The 14,520-nt window shown below is 41.5% G+C and carries 17 protein-coding genes, 1 tRNA gene and 1 pseudogene; 11 read left to right on the top strand and 8 right to left on the bottom strand.

The features are described 5' to 3' along the window. Positions 1-115: 115 nt before the first annotated feature. The 7 genes from HL41_RS00090 (at position 116) to HL41_RS09530 (ending at position 5,115) form a co-directional block, all read left to right on the top strand. Positions 116-385, top strand: a complete 270-nt coding sequence (locus HL41_RS00090) for an AtpZ/AtpI family protein (protein ID WP_000660063.1) — start codon at positions 116-118, stop codon at positions 383-385. Next, positions 363-806 (top strand): hypothetical protein, encoded by a 444-nt coding sequence (locus tag HL41_RS00085; RefSeq protein ID WP_000589030.1) that lies wholly within the window; start codon positions 363-365, stop codon positions 804-806. The genes HL41_RS00090 and HL41_RS00085 overlap by 23 nt, the downstream gene beginning before the upstream one ends. Positions 807-817: 11 nt before the next feature. After that, on the top strand, positions 818-1,570 hold the full coding sequence (gene atpB, locus HL41_RS00080) for a F0F1 ATP synthase subunit A (protein ID WP_038062948.1): 753 nt from the start codon (positions 818-820) through the stop codon (positions 1,568-1,570). A gap of 83 nt (positions 1,571-1,653) precedes the next feature. Then, positions 1,654-2,028, top strand: coding sequence for an ATP synthase F0 subunit C (atpE, locus tag HL41_RS00075; RefSeq protein WP_022855588.1), 375 nt, complete (start codon positions 1,654-1,656; stop codon positions 2,026-2,028). A 79-nt stretch (positions 2,029-2,107) separates the two neighbouring features. Next, complete coding sequence (locus tag HL41_RS00070) at positions 2,108-3,637, top strand: YifB family Mg chelatase-like AAA ATPase (protein WP_038063547.1); 1,530 nt, start codon at positions 2,108-2,110, stop codon at positions 3,635-3,637. Between the two features lie 107 nt (positions 3,638-3,744). Then, the gene (locus HL41_RS09535; RefSeq protein WP_051754391.1) at positions 3,745-4,338 is read left to right on the top strand and encodes a rhodanese-like domain-containing protein; all 594 of its coding nucleotides are present in this window, start codon (positions 3,745-3,747) and stop codon (positions 4,336-4,338) included. Positions 4,339-4,362: 24 nt separating this feature from the next. Then, a complete protein-coding gene (locus tag HL41_RS09530) occupies positions 4,363-5,115 on the top strand; it encodes a rhodanese-like domain-containing protein (RefSeq protein ID WP_051754390.1) in 753 nt (250 codons plus the stop codon). A 79-nt stretch (positions 5,116-5,194) separates the two neighbouring features. Here the strand turns inward: HL41_RS09530 and HL41_RS00060 are convergent, their stop codons facing one another. Next, positions 5,195-5,701, bottom strand: a complete 507-nt coding sequence (locus HL41_RS00060) for a hypothetical protein (RefSeq protein WP_051754389.1) — start codon at positions 5,699-5,701, stop codon at positions 5,195-5,197. Positions 5,702-5,841: 140 nt separating this feature from the next. Here HL41_RS00060 and HL41_RS00055 point away from each other — a divergent pair. The 4 genes from HL41_RS00055 (at position 5,842) to HL41_RS00040 (ending at position 8,078) form a co-directional block, all read left to right on the top strand. Next, positions 5,842-5,913, top strand: a tRNA-Val gene (locus tag HL41_RS00055). 136 nt (positions 5,914-6,049) lie between these two features. Then, entirely contained in the window at positions 6,050-6,451 is a 402-nt protein-coding gene (locus tag HL41_RS00050) for a CBS domain-containing protein (protein ID WP_038062947.1), read from the top strand. 15 nt (positions 6,452-6,466) lie between these two features. Then, positions 6,467-7,123: a DUF47 family protein gene (locus tag HL41_RS00045; protein ID WP_038062946.1), complete on the top strand. Its 657-nt coding sequence runs from the start codon at positions 6,467-6,469 to the stop codon at positions 7,121-7,123. Between the two features lie 13 nt (positions 7,124-7,136). Continuing rightward, positions 7,137-8,078, top strand: a complete 942-nt coding sequence (locus tag HL41_RS00040; protein WP_038062944.1) for an inorganic phosphate transporter — start codon at positions 7,137-7,139, stop codon at positions 8,076-8,078. Here the strand turns inward: HL41_RS00040 and HL41_RS00035 are convergent. From HL41_RS00035 to HL41_RS00005, 7 genes and pseudogenes are all read right to left on the bottom strand, one after another. Further along, positions 8,053-8,502 (bottom strand): hydrogenase maturation protease, encoded by a 450-nt coding sequence (locus HL41_RS00035; RefSeq protein WP_038062942.1) that lies wholly within the window; start codon positions 8,500-8,502, stop codon positions 8,053-8,055. The two genes, HL41_RS00040 and HL41_RS00035, sit on opposite strands and share 26 nt — an antisense overlap. Positions 8,503-8,584: 82 nt before the next feature. Then, positions 8,585-10,048 carry a Ni/Fe hydrogenase subunit alpha gene (locus HL41_RS00030; protein ID WP_081856435.1) on the bottom strand — a complete coding sequence of 488 codons (1,464 nt, stop codon included), beginning with the start codon at positions 10,046-10,048 and terminating at the stop codon, positions 8,585-8,587. A gap of 35 nt (positions 10,049-10,083) precedes the next feature. After that, the gene (locus HL41_RS00025) at positions 10,084-11,040 is read right to left on the bottom strand and encodes an NADH-quinone oxidoreductase subunit B family protein (protein ID WP_038062940.1); all 957 of its coding nucleotides are present in this window, start codon (positions 11,038-11,040) and stop codon (positions 10,084-10,086) included. A 3-nt stretch (positions 11,041-11,043) separates the two neighbouring features. Beyond that, positions 11,044-11,454: a hydrogenase iron-sulfur subunit gene (locus tag HL41_RS00020; protein WP_156095592.1), complete on the bottom strand. Its 411-nt coding sequence runs from the start codon at positions 11,452-11,454 to the stop codon at positions 11,044-11,046. Between the two features lies 1 nt (position 11,455). Beyond that, positions 11,456-12,358 carry a CoB--CoM heterodisulfide reductase iron-sulfur subunit B family protein gene (locus HL41_RS00015; protein ID WP_038549335.1) on the bottom strand — a complete coding sequence of 301 codons (903 nt, stop codon included), beginning with the start codon at positions 12,356-12,358 and terminating at the stop codon, positions 11,456-11,458. Between the two features lie 78 nt (positions 12,359-12,436). Then, positions 12,437-13,282: pseudogene (locus HL41_RS09685) on the bottom strand (FAD-dependent oxidoreductase); the annotation flags it as partial. A gap of 340 nt (positions 13,283-13,622) precedes the next feature. Beyond that, positions 13,623-14,510, bottom strand: a complete 888-nt coding sequence (locus tag HL41_RS00005; RefSeq protein ID WP_051754622.1) for a Ni/Fe hydrogenase subunit alpha — start codon at positions 14,508-14,510, stop codon at positions 13,623-13,625. Between the last annotated feature and the right edge of the window lie 10 nt (positions 14,511-14,520).

The following is a 14,520-nucleotide window of genomic DNA, read 5'->3' as shown; positions in this document are numbered from 1 at the left end:
TTTTATAAAAAATAAAATTAAAAACATAAAATCAATTGTATTTTTGATAATACGCCTGATTTTGTAGTTTTTTGCTGGTTGATTTTTTAAAAATTATGTTTTAAATGTATGTAAGTTGAAAGAGAAAAAGGATAGTGCTTTTAAATTTTTGTTAGAGGTTTTAGCCGAAAGTTTTACCATCGGGATTGCTGTAGTTTCTTCGGTGATAGCAGGAGCGGTGGTAGGCTGGCTGATAGAGGAGAAGCTTTTACATGGAAGGACTTCCCCGTGGATTACGACTATCTTTATCATTTTTGGGGCGATAGGGGGGATTAAGAACCTTATCTGGTATACCAAGAAGAGGACAAAGGACATAGGTAAAAATGATAAAGGAAGTAAGTCCTGAAAGGTTTTTTGGTGAGGCAGAGAGATTAATCCTTGGGCTGGTGGTTGTTGCGACGATTTTTATCCATTTAGTATGGGGTGGTTTGGTGGAAACTTTTTCCTTCTTGGCAGGTGGGATTTTAGGGTTTCTAAACTTCAGGACCACCAAAAAAGAAGGGATTGACTTTGTAAAAAAAATTCAGGAAATCTTTGCTTCAGACCAGAAAAATCTCTATAACAAAGAGCGCCACGTCTACATAGCAAAGATTTATCTTAAACTTTTGGCAACTGCCATAGTGGTTTATTTTTTGATAGCCCATCTTGGGGCTCACCCTGTTTTTTTGATTTCTGCGTTTGGTTTGGTTTATCTTAGCCTTACGGTTTATAGTTTTATCAAGTTTTTCCTGTTTATGAAAAAAGAAAAAAAAGAAATATTAACTTAGGGGGTCAGGTTATGGAACATCCTATACTGTTTTTGTGTCTTATTTTAGAAAAGCTTGGTCTTCCTTCTGGGTTTCATTACTATGAAGAGGCAGCCCATTATGGGCCTTTGGCCAAGTTGCTTGCTCCTCACATGGTCCACAGCTTTTTTGTGTGTATTTTGCTTATCGTGTTAGCCTATATAGGCACAAGAAAGATGGAGTTTATACCAAAAGGGTTTCAGAATTTCTGGGAGTTTGTGATCGAAACCCTCTACAACTTTACCAAAGAAAACGTACCTCACGGTGATGGGCATGGCCCTAACCTGGTGCCTTTGGTTTTTCCTTTGATCGTTTTTTATGCCCTTTACATTCTCTTCTGCAACTTTTTAGGGCTTATACCTGGGTTTATGTCTCCCACCGCTAATCTTAACGTAACCCTTGGTTTAACCTTAATTACCATCGTTTATTACCATTTCTTAGGAATAAGGTTTAAAGGGCTTGCCTATTTTAAGACCTTCTTAGGTCCTATTCCTTGGTTGGCTCCTCTTATGCTTCCTGCTGAAATTTTTAGCCATATAGGAAGGATTATCTCTCTTTCTGTCCGACTTTTTGGAAACTTAGTATCTAAAGAGCTTTTACTTGGGATTCTTACGATGCTTGCAGGTAAGTTTTTTGCTCCTCTTCCGATCATGGTGTTAGGTGTGTTGGTAAGTCTTATTCAGACTTTGATTTTTGTTCTTTTAAGTTTGGCTTACTTTGCCGGTGCTGTTGAGGAACACCATTAAAAAGAAGCTTTGCCAGGGGGTTTATGAGCCTTCTGGCAAGTGTTTTATTTAAAAATTAAAATTTTTAAAAGGAGGTAGGTTTTATGAGAAAGTGGATGGTTTTAGGGCTTTTAGGTTTGGTGGCTTTACTTTCTGCTAACCCTGCTTTAGCAGAAGAAGTTGGCGCTGCTAAGATGGTTACTGGTTTTGGTTTCTTTGCAGCCATCGTTTTAGCCTCTGGTGTGGGCGTTGGTTTGGCTGCTCTTGGATGCGGTATCGGTATGGGTCATGCTACCCGCGGTGCTTGTGAAGGTATCGCCAGAAACCCTGAACTTGCCGGTAGACTTACCGTTACCATGATTCTTGGTATCGCTCTTATCGAATCTCTTACCATTTATGCTCTTGTTATCGCTCTTATCCTTCTTTATGCCAACCCTGTTTTACCCAAACTCATCCAGATCCTTGGTTTAGGTGCCTAACAGCTATATAAGTTTAGGATAAAAAAGAGGACCATAGGGCCAAACCTTATGGTCCTCTTTTTTGTTTTTTAGGATAAACATGTTTGTAAAGGTTTCAAGCTTTACGGTTTTAGGTATCGAAGCCTTTCCTGTAGACATCGAGGTAGATTTTTCGCGAGGCCTTCCAGGGATTACCATCGTAGGGCTTCCAGACAGCTCTATCAAAGAAAGTAGAGAACGCATCAGGTCTGCTTTAAAAAACTCAGGTTTTAGTTTTCCCCAAAAAAAGATTACCATAAACCTGGCTCCTGCAGACCTTAAAAAAGAAGGAAGTGGTTTTGATCTGGCGATGGCCTTGGGGATACTGGCTGGTATGGAAATAATCTCTAAGGAGGCCTTAGCTAACAAAGCCTTTTTAGGAGAGCTTTCCCTTGACGGAACAGTTAAGAGTACAAGAGGGATATTACCCTCTGTGTTAAAGGCTAAAGAGTTAGGGTTTTGCGAGATTGTGTTGCCTCTGGATAACTATTTAGAAGCTTCTCTGGTGCGTGATTTTAAGGTGGTAGGAGTAACCCATCTAAGAGAGGTGGTTGATTACCTAAGAGAAGGAACTGTGCCTTTACATCCGAAAAAAGAGGTTGACCTTGAGGTACTAAGGTTAGAAGAGGATTTCTCAGAAATATTTGGTCAGGAGATGGCTAAAAGAGCCCTTGAGGTAGCCGCGGCAGGTGGGCACAACGTGTTGATGATAGGGCCACCTGGTGCAGGAAAAACCATGCTTGCCCAGAGGCTCCCTACCATACTCCCTCCTCTTACCTATCAAGAGGCACTTGAAACCACCAAGATCTACTCGGTAGCAGGCCTATTAACCCCTGAAAAACCTTTTATCAACCATCGTCCTTTTAGAAATCCCCATTTTGGTATCTCTGAGGCTGGGATGATAGGAGGAGGAACTCATCCTAAACCAGGAGAGGTAAGCTTAGCCCATAACGGGGTGCTTTTTCTTGACGAGTTTCCCGAGTTTAGAAAAGATGTGATAGAGGCCCTCAGACAACCTTTAGAAGACGGACAGGTTACCATAACCAGAGCCAACTTTACCGTAACCTATCCTTCTAAGTTTATGCTGGTTTGTGCGATGAATCCTTGTAAATGTGGTTATTACGGACACCCTACCAAACCCTGTCAGTGCACCTTTCAGGAGGTTAAAAAGTATAGAAACAAAATCTCAGGCCCAATCCTTGATAGAATAGACATCCACTTACAAGTTCCCTCCGTAGACTACAAGGCCCTACTAAAAACCTCAGACAAACCTCAGATTAGCTCAGCAGAAATAAAAGAAAGGGTATTAGCTGCAAGAAAAATCCAAGAAAGACGCTATGGAACCCAACTTAAAACCAACGCCAAGCTTAAATCTAAAGAAATCAAAAAATACTGTATCTTAGAACCTAAGGCTCAGGAGTTTTTGGAAAAAGCTGCAGAAAAATTTAGTTTCTCTGCAAGGGCCATTCACAAAATACTCAAGGTAGCAAGAACGATAGCTGATTTAGAACAATCTGAGATTATCTTAAAACATCACATCACAGAAGCCATCCAATACCGCAGTTTAGAAAAAAACCTCTGGCAAGAATAGGACCTCTTGGTTCTATAGACACCACATTTATAGGTTTCTTGGTTGTTTTTTAGACAAATTTATTTATAATTTTTATAGATAAACATAAAAAACACCAAGGGGGATTTATGAACAAAAAGTATCTGGTAGCCTTAGGAGTCTCCTCTTTATTTTTTAGTTTAAGTATAGGGATAAAGGAGATGACTTCTGCTCCAGGAGAGCCAGGGATCAAACAGGCTCTTCCTTCATGTGTTCAACCTGGGTGTCACAAAGTTTCAGCCCCTAATGAACTTTGGGGTAATCTTATTTCCATTTCTCAAAAAGCAGGGCTTCTTCAACTTGATACCGGTCAAAGTCTTGACGTGTTTTTTGACGACAAGGTAAAGGTGCTTTACTGGGACCAACCTTTAAACAAACTTAACAAAGGCACCCCTATAAAGGTTGTCTATACAGAAAAAGACGGTAAAAGATATGCCTCTATCATAGCAGTAAAACCTCCGGTTAAGGTCCCGGCAGAAAAAACTATAGGTTTAGAAGAGGTTAAAAAACTGGTAGAACAAAAGTCAGCGTTAATCATAGATGTTAGACCTCCTGCCAAGTATGCTGAAGGACATATACCTGGGGCTATCAACCTTCCTTTGGCTCAGTTTGGGAAGAAACTACCTGAAGTCTTGAAAGATAAGCAAGCTTTAGCTGTGGTATATTGTGAAGGTCCACGCTGAGCGTTAACCCCTGCGGCGGTCAGTGTGGCCGCTTCTCTTGGATATACCAACGTTAAAGGCTTTGTAGAAGGTATACCTGCCTGGAAAAAAGCAGGCCTCCCTGTAGCAGTAGAACCTCAACACATCCTTTCAGAAATTTCTCAGGGAGTATCTTTTGTGCTTATAGACCTGAGGCCTAAGACCTTGGCAGAAAAAGGCTACATACCTGGGGCAGTAAACCTTCCTCTTGAAAAACTTAAAGCTGCTAAAAAGCAATTTCCTAAACAGAAAAACGCTCCCATCTTCGTTTATGATGAAAAAGACGAAAGAGCTTTATCAGCTATCGATATCATTAAAAACTGGGGATACACCAACATAGCCTACATTCCTGGTGGATTAGAGTCCTGGAAAAAAGCAGGAGGTAAGGTTGAAGTAGGGAAACCCTCCTCTAAGATAGTTTATGTTCATAAACCCAGGCCTGGCACCTTCTCTGTGGAAGAGTTTAAAAAACTACTTAAATCTCCTACCCTACCTGCTAACTACTTCATCCTTGACGTAAGAGAAGTAAACGAAACTCAAGAAGGTAGCTTCCCCCATGCGGTAAACATCCCCTTGGGAGAACTTGAAAAAAGATTAAACGAAATTCCTAAGGACAAAACCATCATTATTCATTGTGCAACAGGTATTAGGGCTGAAATGGCTTATAACATATTAAAAAGAGCAGGGTTTAAGGCCTATTATCTCAACGCTAACGTGAGTTTTGAAAAGGGAAAATACAAAATAGAACCTAAGGACTAAAAAACTAAACTTCCAGGAGAGGTTCTTAGAAATACCTCTCCTGGAAAAAGATCTGATAAAAAAGCTACCTTTCATATCTCTAAATTTTAAAAAATTTCTTAGGTGATATAGTTTCAAAAGAATAGATTTTTTCGTCAAAATAAGCTTTAACTGGGACCAGAAAATAGCCTGTTTCCTCTTTTTTGAGCTTTTGCCTTAGTTGAGGACTTATAAAATGAGAGTCTTCAACCAGGTTATAAAAATAAGAATCTATCCCAAAAAACCCGTCCAGAAGATGAGCTATCAGATGAAATATCTTACTAAGATAACCTTGAGGAAGAAACAAAAGATCTCTTATACTAACATAGCCTTCCTGATTTAAATCTTGTATAAACCCTTTTAAGACTTCCAAATTTTTTGTGATTCCTTTTTCTAAGGCTTGCCAAAAATCAGGGTCTCTTAAACCTAAGGTTTCTTTTTCAAGAACCTTAAATTCATCATATCTTACTAACTGATAGGTTGAAAGAAACTTTACCACCTGAGAGAAGGCTAACTCAGGGGTGCTTGCCTCAACCAAAAATAGATGAAAAACCTCTTCTCTAAACATATAACCTAACCTCTTTTAGTTTTTATCCTCTCATTTATAGGTCTATTCAAAAGCAAAAAATAGTTTCTTATACATAGTTTAACCAAAAAACTATTGACAAAAACCTATTTTATATTATTTTTAGACTATATTCTTTTTACGGGCGGATAGCTCAGGGGGAGAGCATCGGCCTTACAAGCCGGGGGTCAGAGGTTCAAATCCTCTTCCGCCCATTCTTTAGAACTTCCTGTTTAATTTCCTCTTAAGGTCCTATCTATTAAACCAAATTTTTCTTAGTATTTTATTGATTTTTTTATTTGTCCAATTTATAATATATTTTATAAATAATTAAAAACTATGGGGGGAAAGATGGGAAAAGTAGCCAAAGACATCATGAATAAAAAACTTGAAACCATATCTGCAGACGCTACAGTTTATGATGCTATAGAAAGGTTGATTGACAAACGTATAAGGTCGTTGTTAGTCTTACCTAAAAATCATGATGATTCCTATGGGGTAGTTACGGTAAGAAATATCATTTTTAAGGTATTAGCTAAGAATCTGGACCCTCATAAGATAAAAATAGGTGACATAGCCTCGAAGCCTGTTCTCTGTGTTCCTCAAGACACCCCCTTAGAAAAAATCTTAGAGATCATGAACTCACATAACATAGCGCGTGTTTTTATCACTGATGAAAACAAAAAAATCATAGGGGTAGTGTCTTTTTTTGATGTTTTGTACAATGTTTTAATAGAACAGGCTAAAAAATAAGAGAGGGTTAAAGATATGCTTGAAAAACTTTTAGGTGGAGGAAAGTTAGAAAAAAAAGCCATAACCCAAATTCAAGAATACCTTAAAACCCTTTGTGCTGCTACAGAGTGTCTAAAAGAGACCTTACTTCAAGAGAGTTTTGAACAAACCTATTGTATAGAAAACCTTGAACGAGAGGCAGACTCTCTTAAAAGAGAGATCATAGGTATCATCTATGAGGGGGCTTTTTTACCTTACATAAGACCTAATCTTTGTAACTTTATCGAGATCGTCGAAAAAGCTTTTGACCATATGAAAGTTTGTGCCTTTGAGTATCGCTACATCTTAAATTCTGACCTTTATGGACTAACCTATAAAAACATAGAAGAAGAATGTTTAAGGATAGCCCACATCAACGTGGAGATGTGTCAGATCCTGATAAAATCCTTTGAGGCACTCTGGACTAAAGATAACATCAGAGAAAAAAATCTTGCCATAAGAATTTTAGAAAAAAAGGTAGATGAAATCAAGTTGGAACTTACAGAAAAGATAAGAAATTGCAAACTCTGTAAGATTACTAACTACTGGGAAGGAAAGATTATGTCTGACTTTGTTGATGCTCTTGTGTCTGTTAGCGACGTCATAGAGGATGCAAGCGATTACCTTTATTTGTTAGACCTTAGTTTAAGGTAGCCCTCCCTTATCTATGATAGAGATTGCCATCATAGCCAGCCTTTTGATTGCCTTTGGTATAGGTTCAAACGACGCTTCAAACGCTCTTGGTATCTCGATCGGAGCAGGAATAATCCGGTTTAAACGGGCTGTGCTTCTTTTTGGAGTGCTGGTTTTTCTTGGAGTCTTACTTAACGGAGATAAGGTGATGAAAACCGTAGGTAAATCCCTTGTAGAAACCACCCCCCTTAGTTTAAGCCTCTCGCTGCTGTTATCGGCATTGTTGATACTTTTTTCCAACTGGAGAAAACTTCCTCTATCTACCCATCAGGTTATCATAGGAAGCCTTATCGGTAGTGGTTTGGCTCTAAAACTCAGTGTTAATGTTTTTTCTTTAATAAAGATAGTGGTTTCCTGGCTGGTCTCACCTATAATAGCCTGTTTAGTAAGCTTTTTTCTATACAAACTGGTGATCAGGGTTACTTCCAGGTTGCCTTTTTTTAGGATAGAAAACCTTTTAAAGATGTTCTTATTAATAAGTTCTTCCCTCATCTCTTATAATACCGGAGCTAATGAATTGGCAACAGTCCTTGGACCGGTGATGTATACAGGATTAAGCTTAAATAAAATATTCCTCTATTTTATCGCCTCAACCCTTATCTTTCTGGGAGCTGTTTTACTTAGCCACAGGGTGATAGAAACCGTAGGAAAAGGCATTACCTCTTTGGATCCACTTTCAGGTTTTGTAGCTCAGTTTGGGGCAGGATTATGTATTTTTTCTTTTACTTTATTAGGGATGCCTATCTCAACCACCTATTGCATCATAGGTGGGATAACTGGTGTTGGCCTCACCAAAGGATTTAAAACCATCAAATTAGACCTGATCAAAAAAATAGGTATCAACTGGGTGTTTACACTTACGACTTCAGTAACCCTTGCGTTTCTGTTGACTAAATTAGTCCTAAATATTCTTTGATAATCTCTACTACCTTAGGAATGGCTGCCTTAACCTTAGGGCTACAATCTCTATCCAAAGTATCTATATCTTCTACCTCTACCCCGATGATCTTTATCTCCTTAGGCATTTCCTCTTGAAAAACTTGATAACCAATCCTTATTACCTCAAAAACCGTAAGACTATGAGTACCGCTGGCATAAACCTTATCAAAGGTTTTAAACGGGTCAATCTCGACTATCGTCCCAGGTTCAACCCCTACCTTTACCCCATCAACTATGACAGCAACGTCATACCCCAACATCACATCTATTACCTTTAAGTCAGTGTTAAGCAAACAAACAGTATCTACCAAACCTTCCAGCTGTTCTACTATCTTATACCCAACCCCATCGTCTTTAAAGTTAGGGTTGCCTATTCCTATAACTATGGCCTTTTTCTGCATAACTTAATTATAAACTACTTATCAAAATAAAAAAGGGGGCTATAAAGCCCCCTTTTAAAAATTCTTCCTACGGAAACACAACTTATTTAAAGTTTCTCAAACTTTTTACCAGCTCTCCGTCCTTGGTGTAGATGTCTATCTGCACAGGCAACTTCCCAGGTAAGGTGTGAGTAGAACAGGCAAAACAAAGGTCATAGGGCCTGTAAGCTATCTCTACCAGGTTCAAAATTCCCTCATCTACCTTTCCTTCCTTGATAAAATTCTCTGCCGCCCTCTTGATCGCTATATTCATAGGCCCTTTGTTGTGGGTGGTCGCAACTATGATGTTTGCGTCAGTTACTATACCCTTACTGTCTGTCTTGTAATGATGGATAAGCGTTCCTCTCGCTGCCTCAACAATCCCTACTCCCTCTCCTAATGCCTCACCTAACTCCTGCCTCACATCAGGAGCTGTGATACTCTCGTCTGACGCAAGCTCCTTCACCTTCTCCGCACAATGCAACAACTCTATCGCCCTCGCCCAGTGATAACCCAGTATGTTATGCACAGGCTTCCCTCCAAAAAACTCTACCATCTCCTCATACGCCTCCTGCGCACCAGGTGTGTCAAATCCATTCCCCACGTTAAACCTCGCTAGCGGCCCCACACTGTATAAACTCGTTCCCTCTCCATCCACTATCCCCTTCCAACCTAACTTCTTAATGTACGGTGCCTTCTGATAACTCCACGGCAACGTCCTCTCTGCTATCCACTCCAAATACTCCTTACCACTAAACCTACCTATCTCATTACCCTTCGTGTCCACAAACACCTGTGTACCATCATAATAGGTTACCTTCCCAGCCTCATCCACCGTTCCCAAATAATTCGTTACCACCTTGTAAATGTCCCCCTTTATCAACTCCACATACTGAGGATTACTTAACACCAAATCCTTAAACGCCTTAAGCGTAAACTTCGCTAACTCCACACACTCATCCGCATACCTCAGTATCTCCTGCCTTTCCTCCTCCTTCAGCCTCTTGCTCCATCCCCCGGGTATCGCTGCCACTGGATGGCTTGGCCTTCCTCCAAGGATCTCAAAGATCCTAACAGCAGCAAATCTCTTCTTCAAAACATCTCTTCCTACATCAACTCCCACCTTCATAATCAACCCAACCAAGTTCCTCTCTGCTGGAGATGCCGTAGGCCCACAAACAAAATCAGGCAACCCCAACGCATATATGATCTCCATGTGGTCCTCTACATAATGCGCATAATAAAACAACTCCCTCAACTTCCTCGCCGTCTCCGTAGGCTTTACCCCATATACCTCATCTGCGGCCTTCAACGAGGCCATAAAATGTACACCCCTTCAGACGCCACAGATCGTGCTTACTGTCCTTGGCACCTCCTCTATAGGCATACCTATCAAAAACTTCTCATATCCCATAAACTCTACTACCTGTAAAAAGGCATTGTCTACATTACCCTTGTCATCCAAAAATATCGTTATCTTCCCATGACCCTCAAGCCTTGTCATGGGATTTATCTCTATCCTCTGCATACCCTTCCCCTCCTCTCTGTTTTTTATCTTCTTACCTACTTTCCAAGCCTCTTCCCTATCATAGACCCTGGCAAACTATACCGGTAAAACAACCTCACAGGGTCCTCTATCCTGTCTACCAACTCCTCGTTTTCCAATGCACTCGCTATCGCACTTATCGCCCTCAAACCATAATCCCTTACCCCTGGTATCGGCCCTCCACATCCCCTACACGGCACGTTCACCTTCAAACAACTCGCTCCACAGTCTCCCTGTGTAACAGGACCTAAACACAAATACCCCGCCTCAAGCAAACATGCCTCCTCCTCTACTCCCCCTTCTATCACCCTCCTAACCTCTAATACAGGCTTCTTCTTCTCCCCCCTCAACACAGGGTTCCTCGAACATACCTCACACACCGCATGCCCCATCGTTATCCAACTACCCCTCGGCGGTAACTTACCCTCTAACAACGCAACCAACGCCGCCTTCACATGCTCATAATGCGGCGGACACCCTCCTATGTAATAATCCACCTCCACCACCTGATCCAACGTTCTGGCCTCCGTCAACTCCGGCAACTCCAACTCATACTTCCCATCTACCACATACTTGGGACTCGGTAACTCCCCTGTAGGATTGTCTGTACTAAACGTATCCCTATACGCCTTCTCCAACAACTCCTGATTACTATACAAATTAACCAAACCCTTGATACCACCTAAACTCGCACATATACCATACGCTATCAACACCTTACACTTCGCCCTCATCACCTTCGCCATATGCTCATGTTCCTTGTTCCTTATGTTACCTGTCAACAAACCCACATCCACCGACCCATCTGGCAATGCCTCAAAATCCTTATACTTCACATCCACAAGTGTAGGCGCAAAAAACACTATGTCCACCGCACTAACCACATCCACCAAAAAATCAGCTAAATCTACCAAACTTATATCACAACCTGCACATCCTCCTGCCAGGTAATATGCTAACTTAGGCTTACTCATCTCCTATACCCCCTTCATTGGATTTGGTCCTAGTTCCCTTACCTTGGCATCCATCTCCGTTATTATGTCCGCAAACTTCTTACCCTCACTACCTGATATCCACTCAAGCCTCACCCTGTCTCCTTCCACTCCCAACTCCTCTAACACCCTCTTCAAAAGCTTAAAACGCCTCAATGCCTTGTAATTACCTGACCGGTAATGACAGTCCCCAGGAGGTCAGCCACCCACTAACACAGCGTCTGCTCCTGTTTTTAAAGCCTCTACTATAAACTCAGGCTCTACCCTACCACTACAGGGAACCCTTACTATATATGCTGTAGGTGGATAACTATATCTTAAACTACCTGCCAGGTCTGCCGCAGCATAGGTACACCAGTTACAAGCTATAACCACTATCTTTGGCTCCCAACTCATATCACTTACCTCCTGCTCTTATTTTTTCTACCACCTTGTCTACTGGCACCTCTGCCAAACCTACCGCCTTCTCCGGCTCCGCCCCCAACGCCAACGCAACCAACTGCGCCACATGCACCGCCGGTACCTCAAAATCTATTACCCCCTCCTTCTTCATCTGAGCCTGATCGTTGTCAAACCTCAACAAACAACTACTACACCCCGTCACAAATACCTCAGGATTTATCTCCTCTATCATCTTACTCGCCTTCTTCTTAAACAAACTCCAAGACTTGTCCCTCGCTAAACTACCCAACGCACCCATACCACAACAATCTGTCATCATGCTATACCACGGCGCTACCCCTCCTAACGCCTCACATATCTCCCTCAACCTCCTCGGCTGAAACGTATTCTCATCATTCGCCGGATACGCCTTGCTCGGCCATAAATTGTGACACCCTACCTGCACCCCACATACCATCCCATTCAACGGATACTTCACCGCCTTCCTCAACTCCTCTAACCCAATAAAATCATATATATAATTGTATATGTTGTACACCTTCACCTTCCCCTCATACCTCATACCCACACTTCCCAGTATCTCGTTAACCTTCTCCTTTATCTCAGGATGCTTCTCCATGTGATATCTCGCCTCATTCAAACTCCCATAACAACTACCACACCCCGTTACCATCACCTCTAATCCCTTACCCTCTGCTATCGCCATGTTCCACGCTGATCCCACACACCACCCCACTAAATCCACCGATGGCATCGTCCCAAACGCCGGACAACATGTCGCTCCCTCTAAATCCACTACCTCCACCCCCAACTCCTTCAACAAATACCTCATCGAATACTCTATATCCGGCCTCCTCAACGGTATGTTACATCCTAAAAACAATCCTACCCTCTTCATCTCTTCCCTCCTTTTTCTTTAGTCAAGTGGAAACGGTGCTACCTCTGCTAACGCTGTCTGCTTCATTACCTCCTGAAACTTCGGCACTGCCTGAGGAAATTGTATATAAATAGCCGGTCTCTTATCCAGACCAAGGTTAAACTCGTTTGGAGCCTTGGAAGGACAAATGTTCATACAGTGACCACAACCTGTACACTTATCCCAGTCTACATACCTGGCTTTTTTTCTTATGGTAACTTCAAAGTTACCTACATAACCCTTAACATCTTCTACCTCGGCATAGGTGATAAGTTCGATGTTAGGATGCTGGGCGACCTCGCCCATCTTGGGGGTGAGTATTCAAGCCGAACAGTCCATAGTCGGGAACGTTTTGTCAAGCATAGCCATGTTCCCGCCTATAGAAGGCCTTTTCTCTACCAGATAAACCTTTAAACCCATGTTAGCTAAGTCTAAAGCAGCAAACATACCTGCAATTCCACCACCTACCACCAAAACAGACTTTTCCATAGGTTCAAAACGGTCTTCTAAAGGTTCAGCCAATCTTACCTTAGCTACCGCGCTTTTTATGATCCTTTTAGCCTTGTCTGTAGCCTCTTTAATCTTCCCCCAGTGAGCCCAGGTATTCTGGTCTCTTATGTTAGCTATTTCACAAAAATACTTGTTTAAACCTGCTGACTCTACCGCTGCCCTAAAAATAGGCTCATGAGTTCTTGGAGTACAAGCAGCAACTACCACCCTGTCAACTAAACCCTCTTTAATATCATTCTTGATCAACTCCTGCCCAGGGTCAGAACACATGAAGAAATAATCTCTCACTACTGTCACATCAGGCAATGTTTTGGCAAACTCTACCAACTCCTGGATATTAAGCCCACCTTTAATGTTCTCACCACAATGACATACATAAACCCCAACCTTTGGCATGTCTAACCCCCTTATTTTGATATTCTATTAGTCCCTTCATTATTTATTTATAAAATACTAATAATCAAAGTCAAATAGACTTAAAAGCTTTTTTTCTTATTTTTTCCTTTTTTTATTTAACTTTTCTAAAAAATTTAAACATTTTTATTTGTTTTTTAAAATTTTTACTTTTTATATTTATACAAAACACAGTTTACACATGAAGAGCTATCCTAAATGACACTTTTTGAACAGGTGTATTTGAAAACCTGTCAGTTTTAATTTAAGATTTTAAAAGCAATAGATTAAAAGAAAGTAGGGGGAGATCCCCCTACTTAATTGAGATCAGAAAATTTGAATTTTATTTAAAGTTTCTCAAACTTTTTACCAGCTCTCCGTCCTTGGTGTAGATGTCTATCTGCACAGGCAACTTCCCAGGTAAGGTGTGGGTAGAACAGGCAAGACAAAGGTCATAGGGCCTGTAAGCCATCTCTACCAAGTTTAAAATTCCCTCATCTACCTTTCCTTCCTTGATAAAATTCTCTGCCGCCCTCTTGATCGCTATGTTTATAGACCCTTTGTTGTGGGTGGTTGCAACTATGATGTTTGCGTCAGTTACTATACCCTTACTGTCTGTCTTGTAATGATGAATAAGCGTTCCCCTCGCTGCCTCAACAATCCCTACTCCCTCTCCTAATGCCTCACCTAACTCCTGCCTCACGTCAGGAGCTGTGATACTCTCGTCTGACGCAAGCTCCTTCACCTTCTCCGCACAATGTAACAACTCTATCGCCCTCGCCCAGTGATAACCCAGTATGTTATGCACAGGCTTCCCTCCAAAAAACTCTACCATCTCCTCATACGCCTCCTGCGCACCAGGTGTGTCAAATCCATTCCCCACGTTAAACCTCGCTAGCGGCCCCACACTGTATAAACTCGTTCCCTCTCCATCCACTATCCCCTTCCAACCTAACTTCTTAATGTACGGTGCCTTCTGATAACTCCACGGCAACGTCCTCTCTGCTATCCACTCCAAATACTCCTTACCACTAAACCTACCTATCTCATTACCCTTCGTGTCCACAAACACCTGTGTACCATCATAATAGGTTACCTTCCCAGCCTCATCCACCGTTCCCAAATAATTCGTCACCACCTTGTAAATGTCCCCCTTTATCAACTCCACATACTGAGGATTACTTAACACCAAATCCTTAAACGCCTTAAGCGTAAACTTCCCTAACTCCACACACTCATCC

Source organism: Thermodesulfobacterium commune DSM 2178 (assembly GCF_000734015.1).
Lineage (GTDB): Bacteria > Desulfobacterota > Thermodesulfobacteria > Thermodesulfobacteriales > Thermodesulfobacteriaceae > Thermodesulfobacterium > Thermodesulfobacterium commune.
This window is presented reverse-complemented; position numbering and strand designations above follow the sequence as displayed.